Raw genomic sequence first — 23,914 nt, forward strand, 5'->3', positions numbered from 1 at the left:
TAGCTTTATATATTATACACCCGATGAATGCTTGTTGTCAATGCCGCCTTTACATAAACTAATGTTATAAGGTGGTGTTCCTGTGAAAGAAAAGAAGCAGCTAAATATAGAAATCGGAGCTCATATCCAGGCTGCTCGGGAAGCGGCGGGACTAACGCAGGAACGGTTTGCTGAATTATTGCCAATGGCTCCTCAAAATGTTTCTGCGGTCGAACGTGGAGCGGTTGGAATTTCTCTTAAAACGCTGGTGCGCATTTGCGAAGTACTTTCCGTCTCCGGTGACACCCTTCTCTTCGGAAGAACAGAGGAAAACGACGCGGACTGGATTGCTGCCCGGCTGAAACGGCTCCCGCCGTTAAAATTCAAGATCGCCTGCGATATGATTAACACGATGTTTGAGGCGCTGGCGTCTACAGCGGAAGATTTAGAAAGATAAAAGGGCTTCCCGTCAGGGAAGTCCTTTCCTGTTCACAAAATCCCCAAATTTCACCTGCAAAGTTTAAAAAGATATTTGTTTTTCTTCATGCTTTTTTCATATTTCGGCGTTATGATAGCCGTAGTTCAAGGGAACACCTAATTCTATCCCGTTTCAAAAGGAGCGTTTGATTATGGACGAGTTCAACTTCTATAACAGCGAGAATGACGGCTACCGGGGCGGCCTTGGCAGCTATGAGGACCCGGAGCCCATCATCCCCGGCACCCCCTTCCAGACCGGGATGCGGCCCCCAGTGAAGAAAAAGCGGGGGGCGGCCAGGGTGATTGCACTGGTGCTGGCCTGCACCATCGCCGGAGGCGGCGCGGGGGTGGGCGGCGCCTACCTCTATAACCGGATGGCGGCTCCCCAGAACACCACCGTCATCCAGGAGGAGGACCGGCCCCAGGTCCGGACGGTGGTGAACACCAACAACGGCCAGCCCATGACCCCGGAGCAGCTCTACGCCGCCAACCTGGCCTCCTGCGTGGGCATCACAGTGAACACCACCCAGAACATCTGGGGCCAGACCACCACCTCCGCCGCCTCGGGCTCGGGCTTTGTTCTCAGCCGGGACGGCTATATCGCCACCAACTACCACGTGATTGAGAGCGCCGTGAAGAACTCCGGCGTCACCATCCAGGTGTCCTTCGCCAATGGTGACAAGTACGACGCAAAGCTGGTGGGAGGCGAGAAGGACAACGACGTGGCCGTTTTGAAGATCGAGGCCTCCGGCCTGACCCCTGTCACTCTGGGCGACTCCTCCAAGCTGGTGGTGGGTGAGGCGGTTTACGCCATCGGCAACCCCTTGGGCGAGCTGACCTACTCCCTCACCGACGGGCTGGTGTCCGCCCTGGACCGGCTGATTACCACCGGGGAGAACGGGGACACCACCACCCTGAACGTGCTCCAGACCAACTGCGCCATCAACCCGGGCAACTCCGGCGGGCCCCTCTTTGACAGCTACGGCAATGTAATCGGCATCACCACCGCCAAGTACACCCAATCCTCCTCCGGTGTCAACGCCGAGGGCTTGGGCTTCGCCCTGCCCATCAACGATGTGAAGGACATCCTGGCCGACCTCATCGAGCACGGCTATGTCACCGGCAAGCCCTACATGGGCATTCAGGTGTCCGACGTCTCCTCTGAGGCCCAGCGCTACGGCATCACCGCCGGCGCGGCGGTAGCTTATGTGGCCGAGGGCTCCTGCGCCCAGAAGGCCGGGCTCCAGGTCAACGACATCATCACCGCCATCGACGATACCGCCATCGACTCCTCCTCCGCCCTTACCGCCGCCCTGACCACCGGCTACAAGGCGGGGGACACCGCCAGCCTCACCGTCATCCGCAATCAGCAGGAGGTCAGGCTGACCATCACCTTCGACGAGAAGAACGCCGAGACCGAGGCCAAAAACCCCCAGCAGCAACAGCAGCAGCCCTCCCAGGACAACAGCGGAAGCTACGGCGGCTATCAGTGGCCTTTCGGCATATTCCCGTGGTAAACATCCTTGACAAATTCTTTTGAGATGCTATAATAAAAAACAGAAGGGCGCTGTCGATAAGCGGCTAGCCCCCTGAGATGTTACGAAGAAGTAACCGCACAGTTGGAGCTGGGGCGGTTACTTCTTTTTACCCTGAATAAACAGGCCGCAAATGCCAATGATGACAAGGCATAATTGCAATACCTCAGATGTACTCACCGGGCAGCCCCCCTTTCTAGAATCAGGGGGCAGAAGTGCCCCCTGTCGGGGGACTAACCACCTACCGTTATGACAGCGCACCTTCTGTCCCGTCCGGCTGACGGGCAAAGCTATTATATCACAGCGCCAGTTTTTGTCAAACACCGCAGCCCGGAGAACCGCTGTTCTCCGGGCTTTTTCATAAAACCGTAGACAATCCCGAAAAAACAGGTATAATATAAAATGACAGATTATATAGAGAGGGATACGACTATGGAGATAAACGGACAAACTGTCAGCGGAACCGGCCGCTATGACGAGATGGGCCTGTCAGCCGAGCTGATGCGGGCGATTGAGAAGAAGGGCTATGTGGAGGCCACCCCCATTCAGGTGGGCGCCATCCCCTATTTTATGGACTGGAAGGACGTCATTGCCAAGGCCCCCACTGGGACGGGCAAGACCTTCGCCTTCGGCATCCCCATGGTGGAGCATACCGACCCCGCCTCCACCGACGTCACCGGCCTGGTGCTGGCCCCCACCCGGGAGCTGGCCATCCAGATTCAGGACGAGCTGCGGGACCTGTGCGCCTTCAGGGAGGGGGTCCGGGTGGTCTGCCTCTACGGCGGCCAGCCCATCGGAGGGCAGATCAACCAGCTGAAAAAGAGGCCCCAGATCGTGGTGGCCACCCCCGGGCGGCTGATGGACCACATGAAGCGGCGCACCGTCCGGCTGGACAAGGTGGAGACGGTGGTGCTGGACGAGGCCGACCGGATGCTGGACATGGGCTTCGTCCGGGACGTGACCCACATTTTGGACCAGATGCCCCACAAGCGCAATCTGGGCATGTTCTCCGCCACCATCTCCCGGGAGGTGCTGGACATCTCCTGGGTCTACCAGCGGGAGCCGGTGGAGATTACCGTCCAGGCTGACCAGGAGAACCGGCCTGACATTGCCCAGTACCGCCTGGACGCGGACCGGGGGGAGAAGGCGGACATTATGGCCCGGCTGCTGGAGATGGGGGACTATGAGCGGGTGATCGCCTTCTGCAACACCAAGAACATGACTGACCGGCTGGCCGGGCTGCTGGAGATGCGGGGCATCTCCTGCGAGGCCATCCACGGGGACATCACCCAGTCCCTCCGGGAAAAGACCCTGCAAAAGTTCCGGGAGGGGAAGCTTCGGGTGCTGGCCGCCACCGACGTGGCCGCCCGGGGGCTGGACATTGACGACGTGGACGCGGTGTTCAACTACGACGTCCCCGACGAGAACGAGTACTACATCCACCGCATCGGCCGCACGGGGAGAGCCCGCCGCCACGGCGTCGCCTTCTCTCTGGTGGCCTCCATCTCAGAGGGTCTGCGGCTGGACGACATCGTCAAATCCACCGGCAGTCAGATCCGGACAGTCTACTTCAACGAAAAGGGCGACCTGGTGGCCGCTGCAGAGAACAAATGAGCAAAAAACGGTCTCACTTCTGGCTGGATTTCTTTGCCTGCTTTTTGATTCCCGCCTACACGCTTCTCTTCGCCGGGAGCACAACCTGGTTCGGCACCAATTTCTCGGTCATCGCCGTCACCGGGGCGGACCACTACCGGGGCTTTGTCTACTGGGGGATTCTGTCGGGGAGCTACTTCTTTGTCATGCTCAGCCGGCTGGCCTTCACCCTCCCCGCCCGGTGGCAGCGGGGGCTGACTCGGCTGCTGGCGGTGTGTGCCGGCCTCTCGCTGGCCTACGCCGTGGCTATCCCCTACCTGCCCGCCTACTTCCCCAAATACGCCGCCCTCCACGTGGCCCTGGCCGCCGGAGCCTGTGTGCTGCTGATGGTGAATCTGCAGTTTATCATCCTGGTCCACCGCCGCCGGGATCGGGCCCGCTGGGCCGGCCCCATGAGGTTCTGCGGGTTTATAGTGATCGGCTGCGCTGTGCTGTTCCTGATTCCTATGATGGTGTCCACCGCCCTGGAGGTGTTCTTCACCATCTCCGCCGCCCTGCTGGCCCGGAGGATATGGCTGCTGACCGAATTTTAATCATTCTTTCATCTTTTTCCTATGGCATTTTCAATCCTTTCCGCGTATGATGATTAACAGAAAGATGCCTCAAATATATTGAAAAGGAGCGGTTATTATGGGAAGCAAAAAGCTGTATCGCACGGAGGCCCCCTTCAAGATGATTGCCGGCGTGTGCGGCGGCATTGCAGAGTATTTCGACATCGATCCCACCCTGGTGCGTGTGGGCTGGGTGATTGCCGCCTTCTGCGGAACCTTCGGCTTCTGGGCCTATGTGATCTGCGCCCTCATCATGCCCAAGAAGAGCGACATCTACCCGGGATATTGAGGGCCCGGACTGACTGAAATCCTGCAAAGTGACCAAAAACAGCCGTCTCCTTTTGTGGAAACGGCTGTTTCTCTTGTCCGGCCTCCGGCTGCTACAATGATTTCATTGTGGCGGCCCCCACAAAAGATGTTCTTTACATCAAGAGGCTTTGTGCTATAATACACATATCAAAGCAAAAGCGGAGGCCGTTCCCCTTGAAATGAAGGGTTTCCGTCAAAAAATAAGCAATTATTATTTAGGAGGAAATGCCGCTATGAATCAGTACATCGAGAGAGTCCTGAACGCCACCAAGGCCAAGAACGCCAACGAGCCCGAGTTCCTGCAGACCGTGGAGGAGGTCCTCACCTCCCTGGAGCCCGTCATCAACGCTCACCCCGAGTATGAGAAGGCCGCCCTGCTGGAGCGGATGGTGGAGCCCGAGCGTGTGATCGAGTTCCGGGTTACCTGGGAGGACGACAACCACGAGTGGCATGTCAACCGCGGCTACCGCGTGCAGTACAACGCGGCCCTTGGCCCCTACAAGGGCGGCATCCGTTTTGACCCCTCCGTCAACCTGTCCATTATCAAGTTCCTGGGCTTTGAGCAGACCTTCAAGGACGCCATGACCGGCCTGCCCATCGGCGGCGCCAAGGGCGGCTCCGACTTTGACCCCCGCGGCCGCAGCGATGCTGAGGTTATGCGCTTCTGCCAGGCCTTCATCACCGAGCTGTACCGCCACATCGGCCAGGATATCGACTGCCCCGCCGGCGACCTGGGCTGCGGCGGCCGTGAGATCGGCTATATGTACGGCCAGTACCGCCGCATCGTGGGCGCCGCCGAGATGGGCGCCCTGTCCGGCAAGGCCGTCTCCACCGGCGGCTCCCTGATGCGTCCCGAGGCCACCGGCTACGGCGCGGTGTACTATCTGATGGAGGTCCTGAAGCACGACGGCACCGACCTGAAGGGCAAGCGGATCGCCATCTCCGGCTACGGCAACGTGGGCTGGGGCATCATGCAGAAGGTCGCCGAGCTGGGCGGCAAGGTCACTTACTTCGCCGGCCCCGACGGCTACATCCACGATCCCGACGGCGTGGACACCAAGGAGAAGCTGGACTACATCCTGGAGATGCGGGCCAAGGACCCCATGCACTGCGCCCCCTACGCCGAGAAGTTCGGCTGCGAGTTCGTGCCCGGCCAGAAGTGCTGGGGCGTCAAGGACGTGGACGTGTACATGCCCTCCGCCACTCAGAACGACGTCAACCTGGAGTGGGCTGAGAAGATCGCCGCTTCCGGCGTGAAGTACTACATTGAGGTGGCCAATATGCCCACCACAAACGACGCTCTGGCCCTCCTGCGTGCCCAGAAGCACATGGTGGTCGCCCCCTCCAAGGCCGTCAACGCCGGCGGCGTGTCCGTCTCCGAGCTGGAGATGGCCCAGAACGCCGAGCGTCTGTACTGGTCCGCCGAGGAAGTGGATGAGAAGCTGAAGGGCATCATGAAGAACATCTACAACGCCTCCGTGGAGGTGGCCGAGCGCTACGGCCTGGGCTATGACCTGGTAGCCGGCGCCAATCTGGTAGGCTTCCAGAAGGTTGCCGACGCCATGATGGCGCAGGGCATCTTCTAAGATTCGTTTAAAACAGTCAAGAACCCCGCGGGCTCGAAAGGATCCCGCGGGGTTTTTATTGCCAGGATTGAAAGTCAGTGATACCGTGATATGATATAGATATGGAGGAGGCGCGCCGCTGCGCGAGCCGGTCCGCGCCTCTTTGACGGATTGCCGGTCTTTACTTTTTTCCAACAATCTATTATAATGGCGGAAATACGACAGGAACGGACCCGGTTCGTTCCTGAAAGGAGCCCTGCTTATGTATTGGAAGCTTTCCCGGCTGGGAGCGTATCTCCTTGCCCTGGCCCTGACGCTCACCGCCTGCGCCGGCACGCCTGCTGCCAGCTCTCAGCCTGACGGCTCCTCCGCCGGCTCCGGTCCGGGCCAGCCGGCCCTCCCGGTCATCGCGCCTGAGCCAGAGCCCGAGCCGGAGCCCCCCGAGCCCGGACCCGTTCTTACGCAGGAGGATGTGGACGGGGCCCTGGCCCAGGTGATGGAGCGGTACAAGGCCGCCGGGGTGACGGTGGCCACCGTGGAGCGGGGCCAGCTCAGCCAGGCGGGGGCCTGGGGCTGGGCGGTGAAAAATGAGCGGGAGATGACGCCCGACACCAAGATCCGCATCGCCTCCATCAGCAAGGTGGTGGTGGCTATGTGCGCCCTGGCTATGGCGGAGGACGGCCTTCTGGATTTGGATGCCCCCCTGAGCACCTACTGGGGGGCCAAGGCGGTCAACCCCTACAGCAGCAGCCAGCCCACCGTTCAGGACCTGATGACCCACACCTCCTCCCTGAAAAACCTGGACCCCGTCCGGGGACTGTCCAGACTGCGGGGGCTGCTCAACAGCAGATCCTCCTGGCGGACCATGGAGCCGGGAAACGGAGGCTACTGGGCCTACAGCAACTTCGGCGTGTCTGTGCTGGGCACCACCCTGGAGCTGGCCGCCCAGCAGACCCTGGACGATTACCTTCAAAAGCGCTTCCTGGAGCCTATGGACATCCGGGCCTCCTTCCTGGGGGGGCGGCTGGAGGAGAACGAGGTGGCCACCCTGTACACCACCGGCGGCATTGGCCGTACCGCCGCCGCCCACGCCGGACAGTCCGTCCCCACGGAGATCGGCGGGGCCTCCCTCTACTTCGCCGGGGGCTACACCACCAGCGCCGTGGATATGGCTAAGCTGGTGTCTGTGCTGGTGAACGACGGGGTGTATAAGGAGCCCGGATATACCTGTGCCGCTGTCTCAGAGGACGCATTTGCCATAACTCAGGACGGCTTTGCCGAGACGCGCTTTTTATCCGAGGCCTCGGTGGAGAATATGGAGACCCCCCGCTTCACCGTAAACCTGGCGGACTACGCCTCCTTCGAGCAGTGTCTGATCCTGCGCCGGCAGGAGGACGTGCTGGGGCAGGACGTCCTCTACTACCACACCGGCAGCGCCTACGGGGTGTTCTCCCTGATGACCTACAACCCGGAGACCCAAAACGGCGTGGTGGTTATCACCACCGGCGCCTCCCGGAATATGAACGAGCACGGGATGTATGCCCTGTGCTATGACCTGATGGAACTACTTTATGAGAAGATGGAGGGATCCCCGGTATGAAACGCTTTCTTTCCCTGGCCTTGAGCCTTGTCCTGCTGGCGGGCTGCGCCCCGTCCTATCAGGCGGACAAATCCGCCCAGCTTCCCCAGCCCCCGACCCAGTCTCAGCCCGCTCCCCAGCCTCAGCCGGAGCCCGAGCCTGAACCGGAGCCCGAGCCCGTCGTCTCCCACCTGATGGTGGCGGGGGATATTATGAGCCACATGCCCCTCACCAACGACTGCTATGTGAAGGAGACCGACTCCTACGACTATACCCATGTGATGGAGAACGCCGCCCGGCAGCTCCAGCTGGCCGACTGGGCCGTGGGCAACCTGGAGACCACCCTGGCCGGCGGCCCGGAGTACTCCGGCTACCCCCGGTTCAACGCACCGGACGAGCTGGCCTATAACGCCAAAGAGGCGGGCTTTGACCTGCTGTGTACCACCAACAACCACTGCCGGGACAAGGGGATGGCCGGCCTGTACCGCACCCTGGATGTGCTGGACGAGGCGGGGGTCCCCCATGTGGGCACCTACCGCTCCCAGGAGGAGCGGGACGCCAATCACGGCATCTATGTGGCCGACGTGGGGGGCATCTCGGTGGCCTTCCTGGCCTACACCTACGGCCTCAACGGCTTTAAGCTGGACAACGACAAGACCTTCGCCGCCAACATCTTCAACACCGATTACTACACCACTGTCTCCAACCCCAACTATGACCTGCTCAGGGAGGACCTGGCCGCCGCCCGGGCCCTGGATACCGACCTGATTGCCGTCATCACCCACTGGGGCATCGAGTACCGCACCAAGCAGAACAGTCACCAGGAGGAGCTGGCCAAATTCCTGGTGGAGCAGGGGGCCGACCTGGTGCTGGGGGGCCACCCCCACGTGCTGGAGCCCTACGACACCATCACGGTCACCGGCGAGGACGGGCAGGAGCGGCAGGGCTTTGTCATATACTCCCTGGGCAACTTCATCTCCAACCAGAACTTTGAGGACCACCGCAAGGATCTGGCAACCAAGACCACCGCCATCCTGGACCTGGAGCTGACCAAGGACCCTGAGGGGAACACCTCCCTCACCGATGTGCGCTATACCCCCTACTACATGGTCCACCGGAACAACAGGCCGGTGGGGGAGCGCCGCATCCTGGTGGACGTGAACCAGGCCATCGCCGATTATGAGGCGGGGAACGGCGGGATCGTGGACGCCAGGATTTATAAGCAGCTCCAGGAGGCCCGGGACCTGTGCCACGAGGTACTGGGCCCCGACGGAGACCGGCCATCTGAATAAATGGAAGCCGCCCGTCTCGTGAGAGGCGGGCGGCCCTGTTTTCCGCCCCTTCGGGGCAGCGGTGAAAAGTGATACTATATTCCGTCGGCGATGCGGTCGATTTTGCGCTGGAGGCGCTCCAGGGTCTTTTGCAGCGCAGCCCGGTCCACGTTCAAGTCGCTGGCGGACAGGCGGGACAGAGTCAGCATCTGCTCCAGCGTGCGCTCGATCTCGTCCAGGGCCTGATCGACGGATCGGGCGGATTTTTCAAATTCCTCTTTGGGCTGCATAGGCGATGCTCCTTAAAAGCTCCAATGGAGCTTGGTCAGTTTCTTGACAAACGGGTCGATCTGTTCTATGCTGGATGCAGGTAAGGGAGGGCGGGGCCAGCTCCGAGAGGAGGGACGCCCATGAGCATTGGTGAAGTTATCGCGTTACTTATGCTCGTGATTGCGGCGATCTCTTTAGGTGCGAACCTAAAGAAATAACCGCCCCCGGCCCTAGCGAGAAGCGGCAATTTCAAGCTCTAAACTTGTAAAGTTGGCCGCCTTCCGTCTAGCCCACGGAGGACCGCCCTCTTTTGCCCATTATAGCACGGCCAAAAAGCGGTTGTCAATACGATTTTGGGGCGGCAGGGGCCGCCCTTTATTGATCCTCCGGCAGGAGGGTTTTCCTCTTGTGCAGGAACAGGGTCAGGGTGGTGGCGGAGGCCAGGATGTCGGCCACCGGCTCGGCCACATAGATGCCCATAACGTTCCGGGTGACCAGGGGCAGGATAATAGCCAGGGGCACCAGCAGGATTACCTTCCGCAGCAGGGCCAGGAACAGGCTGGTTTTGGCCTGGCCCATAGCCATGAAGGCGGACTGGCAGGCCATCTGCGCCCCAAAGGCCCAGATACCGCCGAAGAAGATGGGCATCACCCGGCCCACCAGCTCCACCAGCTCCTGGTCGTCGTTGAAGATGAGGGCCAGGGGCCTGGGGAAGGCTGTCACCACCAGAAAGGCGGTAATGGTCACAGTGAGGGTGGTGCGCAGCAGCAGGCGAAAGACCTGCCGCACACGCTGGTAGTTTTTGGCTCCGAAGTTGTAGCTCATGACGGGCTGGACCCCCTGGGTGATCCCCTGGACAGGCATGACCACCATCTGCATCACGCTCTGCATCACGGTGACGGTGCCCACATACAGGTCGCCGCCATAGCGCTGGAGGCCGGAGTTGAGGACCACGGTGACCAGGCTTTCAGTGGACTGCATGATAAAGGGGGCGATGCCGAGGGCGGCGATTTTCCCCACCACAGTCCCCTCCAGGCGCAGGTTTTTCAGCCGGATGCGCAGTCCGGACCGCCGGGAGCACAGGAAGCCAACCACCCAGCAGGCGCTCACCCCCTGGGAGAGGATGGTGGCCAGGGCCGCCCCCCGCACCCCCAGGCCCAGGGCGAAGATGAACACCGGGTCCAGAGCGATGTTCAGCACCGCCCCGATGAGCACCGAGCACATGGCCGCCACGGCCTGGCCCTGGGCGGTGATGTAGGCGTTGAGCCCCAGGGCCAGCTGGACAAAGACAGTGCCTATAAGATAGATGGAGATGTACTCCAGAGCATAGCCGATGGTGTCCTCTGAGGCGCCGAAGGCCATGAGCACCGGCTCCTTGATGATGGAAAAGACGGCGGTCAGCACCACGGACAGGCAGAGCAGAAGAGCGGTGGAGCTGCCCAGAATCTTCTCCGCCCCCTCACGGTCCCCCGCCCCCAGGCGGATGGAGGCCAGAGGGGCCCCTCCCATGCCGGCGAAGGCGGTGAAGGCGGAGATGAGCATCAGGATGGGGAAGGTCACCCCCAGGCCGGTGAGGGCGGCCCGGCCCACCTCCGGGATGTGGCCGATGTAAATGCGGTCCACAATGTTGTACAGCATGTTGATGAGCTGGGCGGCCACCGCGGGCAGGGCCAGCTTGAACATCAGCGGGCCAATGGGGGCGCTGGCCAGCGCCTCCTCGCTTCTGTGGGACTGGGACAAGCTGCTTCCTCCAATCAGTTCTGCGCCTCCGAAGGATGGGGGCGCGGACGGTTTCTGATAATAGAGGGCAGTATATCACAAATCCAGTCAAAAGGAAAGGGCTAAATTACCGAATCCGCCGCCGCTGCTCCTTCACCGCGCCCACCGCCAGCAGGACCAGGGACAGAACCAGCAGCGCGGCCAGGGTGAGCCAGTCCAGCAGCCAGGGCTGGGCCGCGCCGGGGACCACCCGTCGGCACAGCCAGTTGAAGGCCGGGGAGGCGACGGCGGTAATCAGGGCGCACACCCCCGCCTTCAGCCAGGGGCCTGCGGGCAGGCGGGTCAGGCAGAGAAAGTAGGCCCACAGAAACACCACCCCCAGGGCGGCCAGAGGGAAGGCCGCCGTCCACAGCCAGTCCCCGCCGGTGTAGCCGTGGATCACCGCCAGCAGGGGGAAGACCCACACCGAGGTAAGGGCCGCGCAGAGAGGCAGGACATGCTTTTCCCCAAAACGCCAGAGGGTCCACCAGCCCAGGGGCAGAGCCACCGAAACCAGCACAATCCAGAACCAGTCCAGGGTGTGAAAGACCGCCAGATTCACCACAAAGCAGACGGGGATGGCGATGAGACAGCCCGCCAGACAGCACCGGCGGCAGCCCGTCACCACCCTCCGCCACGCCGCCGCCGCCCGGGCCTGGGCGTGGGCCTGGTGGTCGTCGCAGGCGGTGAAGAACTCGTGCTCCGAGATGCCCAGCTCCCGGCATATGGCCGTGACCAGAGAGACGTCGGGATAGGACAGGCTGCGCTCCCACTTGCTCACGCTGGACTCGGTGACAAACAGCCGCCCGGCCAGCTCCTTCTGGGTCAGACCCGCCTCCAGGCGCTTCTTTCTGATGTAGCTGCCAAAGGATTTTTTCTCTTCCATGGGGATACCTCCTGTAGGGGTTTGAATGGCGGCCCGCGTCAGGACCGCTGGCACCACTGTAGTCCCCGACGGGGAAAATGTCAAGGAAACGGGCCGTTTTTGTTGCTCGACCAGCGGTCGAGTTGGGGTTTTGACTGGAATCACAGGGAATAAATGCCGCCGTGCTCAAAGGACTTGACAGGACGGTGTAAGCTGGTATAATAAAAAAGAAGGGCGCCCCGCATGGCGGTTAGCCCGGATCAGTCAGCTAACATTGTTAGCCGCTCGGGGACCGGCCGGGCGGCTAACACGCGTCTATGGTCATTGCGTATAAAATGACTGCTAAGTAGACCAAAATCTGGAAGACCACAGCCAAACGCTTTTTCCACATCCGCACCACCTCCCCGCTGGATATTTGCCGGGGGAAATGGGCTAACCACCTTTTATGCAGCAGCGCACCTTCTGTTTTGATTATATTCGACAGGTTGAGTTCTGTCAATGATTACCATAGAAAGAGCGGGCCCTTGCAGGGCCCGCTTAAAATTAAAATTTCGCGCCGCCGAACTCGGCCAGCTTGAGCCCCTTGTTCCGGTCGGTGACCCACTGGATGGACCACTGGGAGGCGAACAGCAGCAGCTGATTGCCCTTGTAGTCCTCCACCAGCTTGGCGTCGTTGGGCAGGAGCAGGTCCTCCTCCTTCAGGGGCGGGGCGTCCTCCTCCTCCCGCACAATCCACCGCAGGTACTCGAAGGGCAGACCCTCCTTGTAGAGCTCCACGTTGTACTCCGAGCGCAGCCGGTACTCCAGCACATCGAATTGCAGTGTGCCCACCACGCCCACAATGACCTCCTCCATGCCGGAGTAGGGGGTCTTGAAGATCTGAATGGCACCCTCCTGGGCGATCTGCTCCACGCCCTTCAAAAACTGCTTGCGCTTCATGGTGTCGATGGAGCGGATGCGCTCAAAGTGCTCCGGGGCGAAGGTGGGGATAGGGTCGAAGGCGAACCTTTTCCCCGGGGCGCACAGGGTGTCCCCGATGGAGAAGATGCCCGGGTCGAACACACCGATGATGTCGCCGGCGTAGGCCTCCTCGATGATCTCCCGCTCGGCGGCCATGAGCTGCTGGGGCCGGGACAGGCGGATCCTCTTGTTCCCCTGGAGGTGGTAGACCTCCTTGTCCGCCTCAAATTTGCCGGACACCACCCGCATAAAGGCGATGCGGTCCCGGTGGGCCTTGTTCATGTTGGCCTGAATCTTGAAGACGAAGGCGGAGAAGTCGTTGTCAAAGGCGTCGATGATCTCCTCACCGGCCTTCCGGGCCAGGGGGGCGGTGGTCATGCGGAGGAACTCCTCCAGAAAGGGCTCCACGCCGAAATTGGTGAGGGCGGAGCCGAAGAACACCGGCGACAGCCTGCCGTGGCGCACCCGGTCCAGGTCGAAGTCGCAGGAGGCCCCGTCCAGCAGCTCGATCTCATCCACCAGCCGGTCCCGCCTGGCTGTGCCGATCAAATCGGCCAGGGCGGGGTCGTCGGGCTCGATCTGGGTGGCGGTGGCCGCCTTCGCGTTGGTGTTGGAGGTGAAGTGGATCACCTTCCGGGCCTGCCGGTCGTAGACCCCCTGAAACTCCCTGCCGCAGCCGATGGGCCAGTTCATGGCGTAGGTGTCGATGCCCAGCTCGTGCTCCAGCTCCTCGCACAGCTCAAAGGGGTCCCGGGTCTCCCGGTCCATCTTGTTGATAAAGGTGAAGATGGGGATATCCCGCATGGCGCACACCTTGAACAGCTTCCGGGTCTGGGCCTCCACGCCCTTGGCCCCGTCGATGACCATCACGGCGGAGTCGGCCGCCATCAGGGTGCGGTAGGTGTCCTCGGAGAAGTCCTGGTGGCCGGGGGTGTCCAGAATGTTGATGCAGAAGCCCTCGTACTGGAACTGCATCACCGAGGAGGTCACCGAAATGCCCCTCTGCTTCTCAATCTCCATCCAGTCCGACGTGGCCGCCCGGGTGTTCTTCTTCCCCTTCACCTGCCCCGCCTGGGCGATGGCCCCGCCGTACAGGAGGAACTTCTCCGTCAGGGTGGTCTTGCCCGCGTCCGGGTGGGAGATGATGGCAAAGGTCCTCCGGCGCTTGATTTCCGCTTCGTAGTTTGACAAAAGGGTCCACTCCCTTGCTTTTATTTCCTGTTTGGCAAGCTATTGTACCATAAGATGGCAGAGGTGGCAAGCAAAAATTCCTCTTGCATAGGATGGGCTGTCTGTGGTATACTGAACACAGCGAAAGCTAAGAAGTCGATTAAGTAGTTCCATGTTCCCATCAAGCAAAAGGGACCCCCTGAAGAGGTAGGCATTCTCCAGAGGGTCTCTTTTTATTTTAATATACTATCTGGTTTCTTCATATTTATTAATAGGCAACAATCCCTGAAAAAATTCATCATATTTTACATCAAATATCTCTTTTAACACCATTAGGTCACTAACAAAAATATTTCTTGTACCATTTTCAATCATCGAATACAGTGGCTGGGATACAGGCCGCCCCATCAGTTCCATACGTGCGCAAACGTCTGCCTGCGTCAATTTTTTTGACTCTCTCAGCCGTTTCAAATTCAAACCCAAATTGACATCCTGAATAATCTTTGACATGTGTCCCTCCAAATTATTACTATCTAAATATTTTTCTTGATTATACACAAAAGATGTGCTACAATTATCACTAGATAGTTATATTCGGAGGGGACGTCTATGATTCTCAAAAAAACAACTTCAAAAATGCCCGATTTTTTGCAATGGATAAACCAATACTTTGGTCTATGGACCTTAATTTGTACACCTGGCCATGAGCGTATGGCCCCAGAAATGATGGCGGACCTGATTAAGAAGCTATCCGCTGCTGGATTGGATGAATTAATATTTGTTCTGGTCACTGTTCACCGAGAAGAACCTTTTGTCGCTCATTTTTATCGTACCATGCTTCTTGATATGATAACCGAACATTGGGAAAATGAGCGGGAAAATATAGTGCAAAAAATGATTGACCATCTCCAATAAATGTAAAAAGCCCGGAAGCCGACGCTTCCGGGCTCTTGTACGTGAAATTACAGCTTCATGATCCAGCCGTGGGGATCGGCCACCCGGCCCCACTGGATGCCGGTGAGCTCGTCATAGAGCTTCTGGGTGATCTCACCGATCTGGTTGCCCGAGACGGTGACCTTCTTGTCCCCCATGGCCAGCTCGCCGATGGGGGAGACCACGGCGGCGGTGCCGGTGCCCCAGGCCTCCTCCAGCGCGCCGTTCTCGGCGGCGGCGAAGAGCTCCTCGGCGGAGATGCGCCGCTCCTCCACCTCATAGCCCCAGTCCTTCAGCAGCTGGATGCAGGACCGGCGGGTGATGCCGTCCAGGACGGAGCCGTTCAGGTCGGGGGTGAGGATTTTGCCGGACACCTTGAACATCACGTTCATGGAGCCGACCTCCTCGATATACTTGCGGTGGACGCCGTCCAGCCACAGCACCTGGCTGTAGCCCTCCTTCTCGGCCAGGTCGCTGGCCCGGAGAGAGGCGGCGTAGTTGCCGCCGGTCTTGGCCATGCCGGTGCCGCCCTTGACGGCCCGGACGTCCTTCTCCTCCACATAGATTTTTACAGGGTTAAGGCCCTCGGGGTAGTAGGCGCCTACAGGGCACACCACCACGATATACTGCACATGGTGGGAGGCGTGGACGCCCAGGGCGGCGTCCAGGCCGATCATGAAGGGGCGGATATACAGGGAGGTGTCCTTCTCGCTGGGCACCCAGTCCTGCTCCAGCTCCACCAGCCTGGTGATGCCGGCCAGGGCCAGCTCCTCGGGAATCTGGGGCAGGCAAACCCGTTCGGCGGACTCGTTCATCCGGGCGATGTTGTCCCTGGGGCGGAACAGCTGAATGGAGCCGTCAGCGGTGCGGTAGGCCTTCAGGCCCTCGAAAATCTCCTCGGCGTAGTGCAGGACCTTGGCGGCGGGGTCGATCTGGAGCGGTCCGTAGGGGACGATGCGGGGGTCATGCCAGCCCTGGCCTTCGTCGTAGTCTGCGATGAACATATGGTCGGTCATGGCCTTGCCAAAGACCAGGGTGGAGGAGTCGGGCTTCTCCTTCAAAGCTGCGGCACGGGTGATCTTGATTTCCATGGTAAATTCCCTCCTAAATCTTGCAGGGAGCCCGCATTCACAACTCTGAACCACAGCCATGCTTTCACAGCTGTGGATACAGGCTCTTAAGGTATCCTCTATTATAACAGTATTTTTCTCCGGGTCAAGGCTTTTGTACCGGATTTTGTGCTTGTACTTCCCCCGCTTTTATTGTATAATAAAATACCTTTTCATTGGGAGTCGAGGAGAGGAGGCCCCTTTCTTGAACCGCAAACTGAACAAGCTGCTTCAGCCCAGCTTCCAGCTCTACTTTGTCTGCCTCATCGCGTTCGCCCTGTTTTCCGCCCTGTTCTCCTGGCCGCTGGCGGTGGCCGAGCTGGCGGTGGTGGGCCTGCTGGGCCTTTACAGCCGGGAGAGCGCCCGCCGCAGGCGGAAGGAGATCAACAAATATCTGGACAGCTTCACCGGCAATGTGGACTCCGCCACCAAGGACACCATGGTCAACTCCCCCCTGCCCATGGTGCTGTTCCGGCCGGAGAGCGGCGACATTATCTGGACCAACGACCGCTTCCTGCGCCTCAGCGGCCAGAGGGAGCACCTGTACGACGCCAAGCTGTCCGCCCTCATCCCGGGCTTTGACACCCGGTGGCTGATGGAGGGCAAGAACCAGTGCCCTGGAGAGGTGGAATACGCCGGGCGGCGCTTTCTGGTCTATGGGCATCTGGTGCGCACCGGGGGGCGGGGGGGCGGCTTTCTGGCCACCACCTACTGGGTGGACGTCACCGAGCTGAGCAATATCCGGGACCAGTACCAGGCCAGCCGGCCGGCCGCCGCCGTCCTGCTGCTGGACAACTACGACGACCTGATGAAAAACCTCTCGGAAAACGAGCGGTCCAACATTATGGCGGAGATCGACTCCCGGCTGGAGAACTGGGTGGCCCATACCGGCGGCTGCATGCGCCGCTACCAGCGGGAGCGCTATCTGCTGATCTTTGAGGAGCGCTATCTGGCCCGGTTTGTGGAGGACAAGTTCGACATTCTGGACTCCGTCCACCAGGTAGTCAACCCCAGTGGCATCAACGCCTCTCTGTCCATCGGCATCGGCATGGACGGAGACAGCTATAAGGAGCTCCTTGATTTTGCCAACCTGTCCATCGACATGGCTCTGTCCCGGGGGGGGGATCAGGCGGTCATCCGCAACAAGTTCACCTTCGAGTTCTACGGCGGGCGGTCCAAGGAGACGGAGAAGCGCACCAAGGTGAAGAGCCGGGTCATGGCCAACGCCCTGTCCTCCCTGATCTCCGACTCGTCTCAGGTGTTCATCATGGGGCACAAGATGCCCGACAACGACGCGGTGGGGGCGGCCGCCGGAGTGTGCGCCCTGTGCCGGAAGAACGGCGTCCCCGCCCACATCATCCGGGAGGGCCGGAACTCCCCCGCCCAGGAGCTGGTGGACCGGCTGAGCCAGCTGCCCGAATATCGGGACTGCTTCCTCCTGCCCCAGGAGGCCCTGCTCATCGCCGACAACCGCTCCCTGGTGGTGGTGGTGGACACCAACCGCCCCGAGCAGGTCCAGGCCCTGGAGGTCCTCCAGTCCTGCAACCGGGTGGCCGTCATCGACCACCATCGCCGGGCGGCCACCTATATCGAGGGGGCGGCTCTGAACTACCACGAGCCCTACGCCTCCTCCGCCTCTGAGCTGGTCACTGAGCTTTTGCAGTATGTGATGGAGCCCAACCACCTGCTCCGGGCCGAGGCTGAGGCTCTGCTGGCCGGCATTGTGCTGGACACCAAAAACTTCACCATGCGCACCGGCGGGCGCACCTTCGAGGCCGCCGCCTTCCTGCGCCGCTCCGGGGCGGACACCGCCGAGGTGAAGAAGCTGTTCCAGAACGACCTGGCAGGTACCATTGCCAAGTACTCCATCATCCAGAACGCCAAGCTCTACCGGGACGGCATCGCCGTGGCCGTGGCCTCCCACCCGGTGGGCCGGGTCACCGCCGCCCAGGCCGCCGACGAGCTGCTCAATATCATCGGCATCGACGCCTCCTTCGTCATCTCCCCCGACGGGGAGCGGGTGAATATCTCCGGGCGCTCTATGGGGGATGTGAATGTTCAGATCATCCTGGAGAAGCTGGGGGGCGGGGGCAACGCCGCCGCCGCCGGCGGACAGGTCGCCGATAAGCCGGTGGAGGAGGTGGCCAAGGAGCTGGCCCGGGCCATCGACCAGTATCTGGAGGAGGAGTAGCGTGCCGAGGAGCAGCGTGCTGGGGTGGTATCAGTTTCCGGAGCCGGAGGGCCGGGGCTATCGGGAGGAGGACCTTCGGGACCCGGCGCTGGTAAAGGAGCTGTTTGACTACTGCCAGATCTTGTACGCCGTAATTTCCAAGGAGGGCTGGGATTTTCTCCTCAGCACCCACGGCCTGGAGGAGCTGTACCGCATTGACTGCCGGTCCGGCTGGCACGACAGTTCTAATTTGGCGGCTTTCAGGGCCGATTTGGAAATGGAGCGGAGCGCCGCGCCGGACCGACTGTAGGGCGCACATTGTGCGCCCGCTATCCAATGTGTCTACCATTAAACACGGGCGGACAATGTCCGCCCCTACAAAATACAAATACAACAATCGGAAAGGATTTGATTCAAATGAAAGTCATTTTACAGCAGGACGTACGGGGCCAGGGCAAAAAGGGCCAGCTGGTGGAGGTCTCTGACGGCTATGCCCGGAACTTCCTTCTGCCCCGGAAGCTGGCGGTGACCGCCACCGCTGAGAACCTGAACACCATGAAGCAGCAGGAGAAGGCCAAAAAGGCCCAGGAGGCCGCCGAGAAGGCCGAGGCCGAGGCCACCGCCAAAAAGCTGGAGGGCATTATGGTGAAGCTCCCCGCCAAGGCCGGCGAGGGCGGACGGCTCTTCGGTGCCGTCACCGGCAAGGAGATTGCCGACGCCCTGGCCGCTCAGCACGGGGTTGTCATCCCCAAGGCCAAGCTGGTGCTGGACGAGCCCATCAAGTCCTGCGGCAGCTATCAGATCAAGGCCAAGCTGGGCTATGAGGTCAGCGGCACGGTCAACGTGCTGGTGATTGAGGGGTAACCGCCAGGAATATCCGTGTGCAGGGCGCGACGACCCGGCGCGCCGGGTTAATGGAGCATCCTGCGTGCTTACCACTGTAGGGGCGGATATCATCCGCCCGCGTTTGACGACGGGCGCACAATGTGCGCCCCTACACAGGTCCCATGGCGGCGCGCCGGGTCGTCGCGCCCTACGGCAGTAAGAAGTGAGGTGACCTCATGCCCACAGAGACAGACGAGCTGCTGCTGAAGCAGCTGCCCCACAGTGTGGAGGCGGAGCAGGCGGTGCTGGGCTCCATGCTCATCGACCCCCGGTGTGTGTCGGAGGTCATCGACAAGCTGCGCCCGGACGACTTCTACCTGCGCCAGAACAAAGAAATTTACGAGACTATCTACTCCATGTTCAACTACTCCCTCACCATCGACCCGGTGACAGTGCTGGAGAACATGCGGAAGAACGGCTATTACGACGAAAACCAGTCCCGGGGGTATATCCTCCAGCTGATGGACACCACCCCCACCGCCGCCAACGTGGGGGAGTACATCGACATCCTCAAGGACAAGACCCTCCTGCGCCGGGTGGCGGAGGCCGCCGGCGAGCTGACCGCCATGGTCCAGGAGGGCGCCGGCACCGGCCAGGACGTTCTGGAGGCCGCCGAGCAGCGCATCTACGCCATCCGCCAGGGCCGGGCCGCCCGGGGGCTGACCCCCATCTCTGAGGTGATTCTGGACGTATACACCCGCCTGGAGGAGCTGGCTGCCAGCGAGAGCGCCATTCCCGGGCTGTCCACCGGCCTGCGGGACCTGGACCGGGCCATCTCCGGCCTGAACAACTCCGATTTGATTCTGCTCGCCGCCCGCCCCGGCATGGGCAAGACCTCCATGGCCCTGAACATCCTCCTGGACACGGGCAAGCGCTCGGGGAAAAAGGTGGCCTTCTTCTCCCTGGAGATGAGCCGGGAGCAGCTGGCCCTGCGCCTCATCTCCAGCGAGTGCTTCGTGGACAACAAAAAGCTGGTCACCGGCAAGCTGGACGACCAGGACTGGGAGAGCGTGGCCGCCGCCGCCGACTCCCTCAACCGCTCCACCATCCTCATTGACGACGACTCCAGCGTCACCGTGGCCGATATCCTGGCCAAGTGCCGCCGGGTGGAGAACCTAGGACTCATCGTCATCGACTATCTCCAGCTGATGCAGTCCGCCGGAGGCAGGTCCGACCGGGGAGAGAACCGGCAGCAGATCGTCTCCGACATCTCCCGGAGCCTGAAAATCATGGCCAAGGAGCTGAACGTCCCGGTGCTGTGCCTGAGCCAGCTGTCCCGGGCCAACGAGTCCCGGCAGGACAAGCGGCCTATGCTGTCTGACCTGCGGGAGTCGGGGGCCATCGAGCAGGACGCCGACATCGTCCTCTTTCTCTACCGGGAGGGGTACTACAACAAGGATACCGAGAACCCCAACCTGGCCGAGTGCATCATCGCAAAGAACCGCCACGGTGAGACGGGCACCATAGAGCTCCAGTGGACCCCCGAGTTCACCACCTTCACCGACATGGAATGGCGGCGGGAGGAGTATTGAGATGCCTGCCGTTCCTGTCACTTCAGGCCTTCGGGATATGCCGCCCGTCCCCCAGGACCAGCTCCCGCTGTTCTTTGCCCCCTTCTTCGCTCTGTTAGGCGTGCTGGGACTGGCCCTTGTTGGCTGGGAGCTGCCCGCCATCCTGCTTCTGTTTTCCGCCGGAGAGCCCTCCGCCCTGGTCCTGCTGCGGGCCTATTGGACCGGGCGCATGACCTTCTCGGTCCTGGCCCTCCTGTCGCCGCTGCTTTTTCTGGGGCTCACCCTCCTGCTGTACTGGCTGACCGCCCGAAGGCTGGACCCGGAAATCCGGAAGCAGAACCGTTTGGCCCCGTTCATTCTCATGCCGTTCCTTCTGCCGTTCATCGGCATCCTGATGTGGGCCGCCCTGGTGCCTGGAGGGACCTGTGCCTTCTGCGACGAGATCGCGGCGGATATCCAACAGATCGAGGCGGGCGAGACCCAGTGGATGACCGTTTTCATCAGCGGACAGTCCCACCCGGATCCCCTCTTTACCGACCAGCCGGAGGGCTGGCAGGTGACCCGCAGAACCATTTTCAGCCCCGGCGACGGCTGGGGCGGGATCACCCTCCGCTTTCCGGAGGCACTGGAATCCACCTTGGACCCGGAGGGCTTTGTGGTCATCGGCAGGGCCTACGATCAGAGCTGGGACGGCGTCCAGTGGTATGAGGTCAGCTATACCAGCAATTTTCAGCTGGTGGTGGAGATTACGCCGGTAGAACGCTGACTGAGGAGGGGTGTGCCATGGGACTTTTTCTTTCTCCCAAAGAGCGGGAGTACGTCAGACAGGTCAACCGAGACCCAACCGTGCTCCGGGCCAACCGGCACATGTTTACCATGTTCGTGGCCATTTTCCTTTTCCTGTTTCTGATGCTGGGCCCCCTCTCCCCCCAGTTCACCGGCTGGCTCTGGCAGTCCACCGCCGGGGAGGTCTCCCCGGCCCATGATCTGCTCACCGGCTATCTGCCCTGGTACTGGCTGCTGCTGATTTTAAACGGCGGCGGCTTTGGGGTAAGCGCCCTTCTCCTTGTTGTCTACCTCATCCGGGCTATCCGAAATCTGGTGAGGGGCAGGAGGGTCTGGAGAGACGAGGTTATCCCCCGGCTGGCGGAGATCTACAGCTGGGACCGGGCGAGCCTGAAGGAAGTGGAATACAGCCGCGTCCAGGTCATGGAATACGGAAGCAGATACCATTCCGCCGCGCTGAGCTATTTCCTCTGTGTGTTTCTGTGCTTTCTCATAGCCCTGGGCAGCATCGCGATGCTGCACGATGAGCACGTCTCCAGCCTCCCCTTCCAGGCCAGGGCCGACCTGGCCCAGATAGAAGCCGGCACCCTGGAGACGGCGCAGGTGTGGATCAGTCCCCAGAGCCGCCCTGGCGGCCTGCCTGGCCCCTACGGCTCCGGCCAGCCCCGGCTGATTACCCGCCGGGGCATCGTGGGGGAGGACACCGGATATGAGTGGGTGGTGGTCCGCATCCCCAACGCGCTGGACTTCTCCCCAGACCCTGACCGGCTGTTTGACGAAACCCGGCCCGCCGCCTGGAACCTGGAGCACGCCCGGCAGTATCGAGTGTCCTATACCTCCAATTTCCACCTGGTGACGGAGATTACCCCTGTTGGGAGTGAGGAGCCATAGAAAATCAACGCGCTGAAATCGAGGCCTGCGCCTGGCGGTACATCCGGGAGCTGCTGGCCGGAATCGGCTGGGGCCTGCTGGGCTTTTTCCTGATCCCGCTGGTGATCTTCCCTCCCTTTGTGAACTGGCTCTGCTCCTCTGCCCTGGGGGAGGTCTCCCCCGCCCATGACCTGCTCACCGGCTATCTGCGCAGCTATTGGGGCGTGGTCCTGATATTCGGCGCCGGGGCCGTGCTCCAGGTGCGGCTGGTTGTCAGGATGGTCATCCGGTTTTTCCGGAACCACCCGGAGGAGAAGGAACTGGAGGAGCGGCTGGAGAATGAGCTCATATCCCTCACCTATCTCAGCGGACCTGGGCCGGACCGGCGGCGGGAGGAGCTGAAAAAACTGCTGGATCAGCTTAACCCCGTCTCCACAGGCAGATTTGTGGGTCTGTTTATCCTGAGCGCGCTGGCTGTGATGGTACTGGTCCTGTATGGCACAATCCTCTTTGCGGACGCCCCATCCCCCGCGCCCATCGCCCCGCAGGTCCACATCCCGGAGCTCCAGGCCGAGCTGGAGCAGGTGGAGAGGGGCCCGCTGGAGACGGCGGAGGTCTGGATCCACCCAAAAGCCGTCGCCGCCCATCTGCCCGGCATGTGGGGGGAGGGCTACCGGAGCCTGGCCCGAAATTACCATGTAATCGGTGCTGACACCGGCGGGGAATGGGTGGAGGTATTTGTGCCGGACGCCCTGGGCTTCTCCCTGAACATGGAGCGGCCCTACCGGGAGAGGCAGACCGTCCTCTGGAACCTGGAGCACGCCCAGCGGTATCAGATCAGCTACACCTCGAATTTCCACCTGGTGACGGAGATCACGCCTGTGGGCTGACAGATGTCCCACTGACTGGCAGGCGGATAATATCCGCCCCTACATAAAATGGAGGTCCTGCCATTGCTGAAAACTGTTGAAAATTTTATCCGTGAGCAGGATCTGATTCCGCCCGGGTCCACGGTGCTGTGCGCCGTGTCCGGCGGAGCGGACTCCATCTGCCTGCTCCATGTGCTCTACCGGCTGCGGGGCAGGCTGAGCTTCACCCTGGCCGCCGCCCACTACAACCACCGCCTTCGGGGGGAGGAGTCGGAGCGGGACCGGCGGTTTGTGGAGCAGTTTGTGGAGCTGTGCTGCGGGCAGCAGCGGCTGTCCGGCGGAAGCGCCCTGCCCAGCGTCCCGCTGTACACCGGGGCGGGGGACGTGGCGGTCCAGGCCAGGCTCCGGGGGACGGGCATCGAGGAGACCGCCCGGGAGATGCGCTACGCCTTCCTCCAGGAGACCGCCCGGGAGGCGGGGGCGGACCTGATCGCCACCGCCCACACCGCCAACGACAATGTGGAGACCATCCTCTTCCACCTGGCCCGGGGAACCGGCCTGCGGGGACTGGGGGGCATCCTGCCGCGGCGGGACAACATCGTCCGCCCCCTGCTCACCGCCACCCGGCAGCAGGTGGAGGACTACCTCTTCCGCCACTGCCTGCCCCATATGGAGGACAGCTCCAACGCCAGCGACGACTACACCCGCAACCGCATCCGCCACCAGGTCCTCCCGGTGCTGGAGGAGCTGGCCCCCGGCTTTGCCGTCCGGCTGGCCGGCACCGCCGCCCTGCTCCGGGCGGACGAGGCCGTCCTCACCGCCCAGGCCCAGGCGCTGGC

Annotated in this window: 23 protein-coding genes; 17 read left to right on the plus strand and 6 right to left on the minus strand. The window is 61.4% G+C overall.

Annotated features, from left to right (window positions below):
• The first annotated feature begins 82 nt into the window (after nucleotides 1-82).
• From D1641_RS04775 to D1641_RS04810, 8 genes are all read left to right on the plus strand, one after another.
• A complete protein-coding gene (locus D1641_RS04775; protein WP_160663255.1) occupies nucleotides 83-436 on the plus strand; it encodes a helix-turn-helix transcriptional regulator in 354 nt (117 codons plus the stop codon).
• A gap of 172 nt (nucleotides 437-608) precedes the next feature.
• Nucleotides 609-1,973, plus strand: a complete 1,365-nt coding sequence (locus D1641_RS04780) for a trypsin-like peptidase domain-containing protein (protein WP_243149258.1) — start codon at nucleotides 609-611, stop codon at nucleotides 1,971-1,973.
• Between the two features lie 450 nt (nucleotides 1,974-2,423).
• Entirely contained in the window at nucleotides 2,424-3,605 is a 1,182-nt protein-coding gene (locus D1641_RS04785; RefSeq protein ID WP_160663257.1) for a DEAD/DEAH box helicase, read from the plus strand.
• A complete protein-coding gene (locus D1641_RS04790; RefSeq protein WP_160663258.1) occupies nucleotides 3,602-4,177 on the plus strand; it encodes a hypothetical protein in 576 nt (191 codons plus the stop codon). The genes D1641_RS04785 and D1641_RS04790 overlap by 4 nt, the downstream gene beginning before the upstream one ends.
• 97 nt (nucleotides 4,178-4,274) lie before the next feature.
• Nucleotides 4,275-4,484: a PspC domain-containing protein gene (locus D1641_RS04795; protein ID WP_160663259.1), complete on the plus strand. Its 210-nt coding sequence runs from the start codon at nucleotides 4,275-4,277 to the stop codon at nucleotides 4,482-4,484.
• 253 nt (nucleotides 4,485-4,737) lie between these two features.
• Nucleotides 4,738-6,090 (plus strand): NADP-specific glutamate dehydrogenase, encoded by a 1,353-nt coding sequence (gene gdhA, locus D1641_RS04800; protein WP_160663260.1) that lies wholly within the window; start codon nucleotides 4,738-4,740, stop codon nucleotides 6,088-6,090.
• A 241-nt stretch (nucleotides 6,091-6,331) separates the two neighbouring features.
• Complete coding sequence (locus tag D1641_RS04805; RefSeq protein WP_160663261.1) at nucleotides 6,332-7,669, plus strand: serine hydrolase domain-containing protein; 1,338 nt, start codon at nucleotides 6,332-6,334, stop codon at nucleotides 7,667-7,669.
• Nucleotides 7,666-8,940 (plus strand): CapA family protein, encoded by a 1,275-nt coding sequence (locus D1641_RS04810; RefSeq protein WP_160663262.1) that lies wholly within the window; start codon nucleotides 7,666-7,668, stop codon nucleotides 8,938-8,940. Before D1641_RS04805 ends, D1641_RS04810 begins: the two co-directional genes overlap by 4 nt.
• Before the next feature lie 74 nt (nucleotides 8,941-9,014).
• On the opposite strand, the gene D1641_RS04815 is transcribed toward D1641_RS04810, so the two are convergent.
• The 5 genes from D1641_RS04815 to D1641_RS04835 all read right to left on the minus strand — a co-directional run bounded on the left by D1641_RS04815 (nucleotide 9,015) and on the right by D1641_RS04835 (nucleotide 14,452).
• Complete coding sequence (locus D1641_RS04815; RefSeq protein ID WP_160663263.1) at nucleotides 9,015-9,209, minus strand: hypothetical protein; 195 nt, start codon at nucleotides 9,207-9,209, stop codon at nucleotides 9,015-9,017.
• A gap of 355 nt (nucleotides 9,210-9,564) precedes the next feature.
• Entirely contained in the window at nucleotides 9,565-10,929 is a 1,365-nt protein-coding gene (locus tag D1641_RS04820) for an MATE family efflux transporter (RefSeq protein ID WP_347707387.1), read from the minus strand.
• Nucleotides 10,930-11,035: 106 nt separating this feature from the next.
• Nucleotides 11,036-11,833: a helix-turn-helix transcriptional regulator gene (locus tag D1641_RS04825; protein ID WP_160663264.1), complete on the minus strand. Its 798-nt coding sequence runs from the start codon at nucleotides 11,831-11,833 to the stop codon at nucleotides 11,036-11,038.
• A gap of 522 nt (nucleotides 11,834-12,355) precedes the next feature.
• Entirely contained in the window at nucleotides 12,356-13,963 is a 1,608-nt protein-coding gene (locus D1641_RS04830; RefSeq protein WP_160663265.1) for a peptide chain release factor 3, read from the minus strand.
• A 225-nt stretch (nucleotides 13,964-14,188) separates the two neighbouring features.
• The gene (locus D1641_RS04835) at nucleotides 14,189-14,452 is read right to left on the minus strand and encodes a helix-turn-helix transcriptional regulator (RefSeq protein ID WP_160663266.1); all 264 of its coding nucleotides are present in this window, start codon (nucleotides 14,450-14,452) and stop codon (nucleotides 14,189-14,191) included.
• 99 nt (nucleotides 14,453-14,551) lie between these two features.
• Here D1641_RS04835 and D1641_RS04840 point away from each other — a divergent pair, with 99 nt between their 5' ends.
• A complete protein-coding gene (locus D1641_RS04840) occupies nucleotides 14,552-14,857 on the plus strand; it encodes a hypothetical protein (RefSeq protein WP_160663267.1) in 306 nt (101 codons plus the stop codon).
• Between the two features lie 47 nt (nucleotides 14,858-14,904).
• Here D1641_RS04840 and D1641_RS04845 read toward each other — a convergent pair whose 3' ends face one another.
• The gene (locus D1641_RS04845) at nucleotides 14,905-15,966 is read right to left on the minus strand and encodes a branched-chain amino acid aminotransferase (RefSeq protein ID WP_160663268.1); all 1,062 of its coding nucleotides are present in this window, start codon (nucleotides 15,964-15,966) and stop codon (nucleotides 14,905-14,907) included.
• Nucleotides 15,967-16,189: 223 nt separating this feature from the next.
• On the opposite strand from D1641_RS04845, the gene D1641_RS04850 reads away from it, so the two are divergent.
• The 8 genes from D1641_RS04850 to tilS all read left to right on the plus strand — a co-directional run.
• Nucleotides 16,190-18,175, plus strand: a complete 1,986-nt coding sequence (locus D1641_RS04850) for a DHH family phosphoesterase (RefSeq protein ID WP_243149259.1) — start codon at nucleotides 16,190-16,192, stop codon at nucleotides 18,173-18,175.
• A gap of 1 nt (nucleotide 18,176) precedes the next feature.
• The gene (locus tag D1641_RS04855; protein ID WP_160663270.1) at nucleotides 18,177-18,464 is read left to right on the plus strand and encodes a hypothetical protein; all 288 of its coding nucleotides are present in this window, start codon (nucleotides 18,177-18,179) and stop codon (nucleotides 18,462-18,464) included.
• Nucleotides 18,465-18,571: 107 nt separating this feature from the next.
• Complete coding sequence (rplI, locus tag D1641_RS04860; protein ID WP_160663271.1) at nucleotides 18,572-19,018, plus strand: 50S ribosomal protein L9; 447 nt, start codon at nucleotides 18,572-18,574, stop codon at nucleotides 19,016-19,018.
• A 197-nt stretch (nucleotides 19,019-19,215) separates the two neighbouring features.
• On the plus strand, nucleotides 19,216-20,571 hold the full coding sequence (dnaB, locus tag D1641_RS04865; protein ID WP_160663272.1) for a replicative DNA helicase: 1,356 nt from the start codon (nucleotides 19,216-19,218) through the stop codon (nucleotides 20,569-20,571).
• A gap of 1 nt (nucleotide 20,572) precedes the next feature.
• A complete protein-coding gene (locus D1641_RS04870; protein ID WP_160663273.1) occupies nucleotides 20,573-21,316 on the plus strand; it encodes a hypothetical protein in 744 nt (247 codons plus the stop codon).
• A gap of 17 nt (nucleotides 21,317-21,333) precedes the next feature.
• The gene (locus D1641_RS04875) at nucleotides 21,334-22,227 is read left to right on the plus strand and encodes a hypothetical protein (RefSeq protein ID WP_160663274.1); all 894 of its coding nucleotides are present in this window, start codon (nucleotides 21,334-21,336) and stop codon (nucleotides 22,225-22,227) included.
• 119 nt (nucleotides 22,228-22,346) lie between these two features.
• A complete protein-coding gene (locus tag D1641_RS04880; RefSeq protein ID WP_160663275.1) occupies nucleotides 22,347-23,096 on the plus strand; it encodes a hypothetical protein in 750 nt (249 codons plus the stop codon).
• A gap of 63 nt (nucleotides 23,097-23,159) precedes the next feature.
• A partial coding sequence (gene tilS, locus D1641_RS04885; RefSeq protein ID WP_243149260.1) for a tRNA lysidine(34) synthetase TilS occupies nucleotides 23,160-23,914 on the plus strand: 755 nt, incomplete at its 3' end.

Source organism: Colidextribacter sp. OB.20, assembly GCF_009911595.1.
Lineage (GTDB): Bacteria > Bacillota > Clostridia > Oscillospirales > Oscillospiraceae > Lawsonibacter.

What these genes read in the sequence shown, in the direction of transcription:
- D1641_RS04780 (WP_243149258.1), top strand. Translation starts at nt 609, where the DNA reads ATGGACGAGTTCAACTTCTATAACAGCGAGAATGACGGCTACCGGGGC.
- D1641_RS04795 (WP_160663259.1), top strand. Translation starts at nt 4,275, where the DNA reads ATGGGAAGCAAAAAGCTGTATCGCACGGAGGCCCCCTTCAAGATGATT.
- D1641_RS04790 (WP_160663258.1), top strand. Translation starts at nt 3,602, where the DNA reads ATGAGCAAAAAACGGTCTCACTTCTGGCTGGATTTCTTTGCCTGCTTT.
- D1641_RS04815 (WP_160663263.1), bottom strand. Translation starts at nt 9,209, where the DNA reads ATGCAGCCCAAAGAGGAATTTGAAAAATCCGCCCGATCCGTCGATCAG.
- D1641_RS04835 (WP_160663266.1), bottom strand. Translation starts at nt 14,452, where the DNA reads ATGTCAAAGATTATTCAGGATGTCAATTTGGGTTTGAATTTGAAACGG.
- rplI (WP_160663271.1), top strand. Translation starts at nt 18,572, where the DNA reads ATGAAAGTCATTTTACAGCAGGACGTACGGGGCCAGGGCAAAAAGGGC.
- gdhA (WP_160663260.1), top strand. Translation starts at nt 4,738, where the DNA reads ATGAATCAGTACATCGAGAGAGTCCTGAACGCCACCAAGGCCAAGAAC.
- dnaB (WP_160663272.1), top strand. Translation starts at nt 19,216, where the DNA reads ATGCCCACAGAGACAGACGAGCTGCTGCTGAAGCAGCTGCCCCACAGT.
- D1641_RS04840 (WP_160663267.1), top strand. Translation starts at nt 14,552, where the DNA reads ATGATTCTCAAAAAAACAACTTCAAAAATGCCCGATTTTTTGCAATGG.
- D1641_RS04810 (WP_160663262.1), top strand. Translation starts at nt 7,666, where the DNA reads ATGAAACGCTTTCTTTCCCTGGCCTTGAGCCTTGTCCTGCTGGCGGGC.
- D1641_RS04845 (WP_160663268.1), bottom strand. Translation starts at nt 15,966, where the DNA reads ATGGAAATCAAGATCACCCGTGCCGCAGCTTTGAAGGAGAAGCCCGAC.
- D1641_RS04870 (WP_160663273.1), top strand. Translation starts at nt 20,573, where the DNA reads ATGCCTGCCGTTCCTGTCACTTCAGGCCTTCGGGATATGCCGCCCGTC.
- D1641_RS04875 (WP_160663274.1), top strand. Translation starts at nt 21,334, where the DNA reads ATGGGACTTTTTCTTTCTCCCAAAGAGCGGGAGTACGTCAGACAGGTC.
- D1641_RS04805 (WP_160663261.1), top strand. Translation starts at nt 6,332, where the DNA reads ATGTATTGGAAGCTTTCCCGGCTGGGAGCGTATCTCCTTGCCCTGGCC.
- D1641_RS04825 (WP_160663264.1), bottom strand. Translation starts at nt 11,833, where the DNA reads ATGGAAGAGAAAAAATCCTTTGGCAGCTACATCAGAAAGAAGCGCCTG.
- D1641_RS04785 (WP_160663257.1), top strand. Translation starts at nt 2,424, where the DNA reads ATGGAGATAAACGGACAAACTGTCAGCGGAACCGGCCGCTATGACGAG.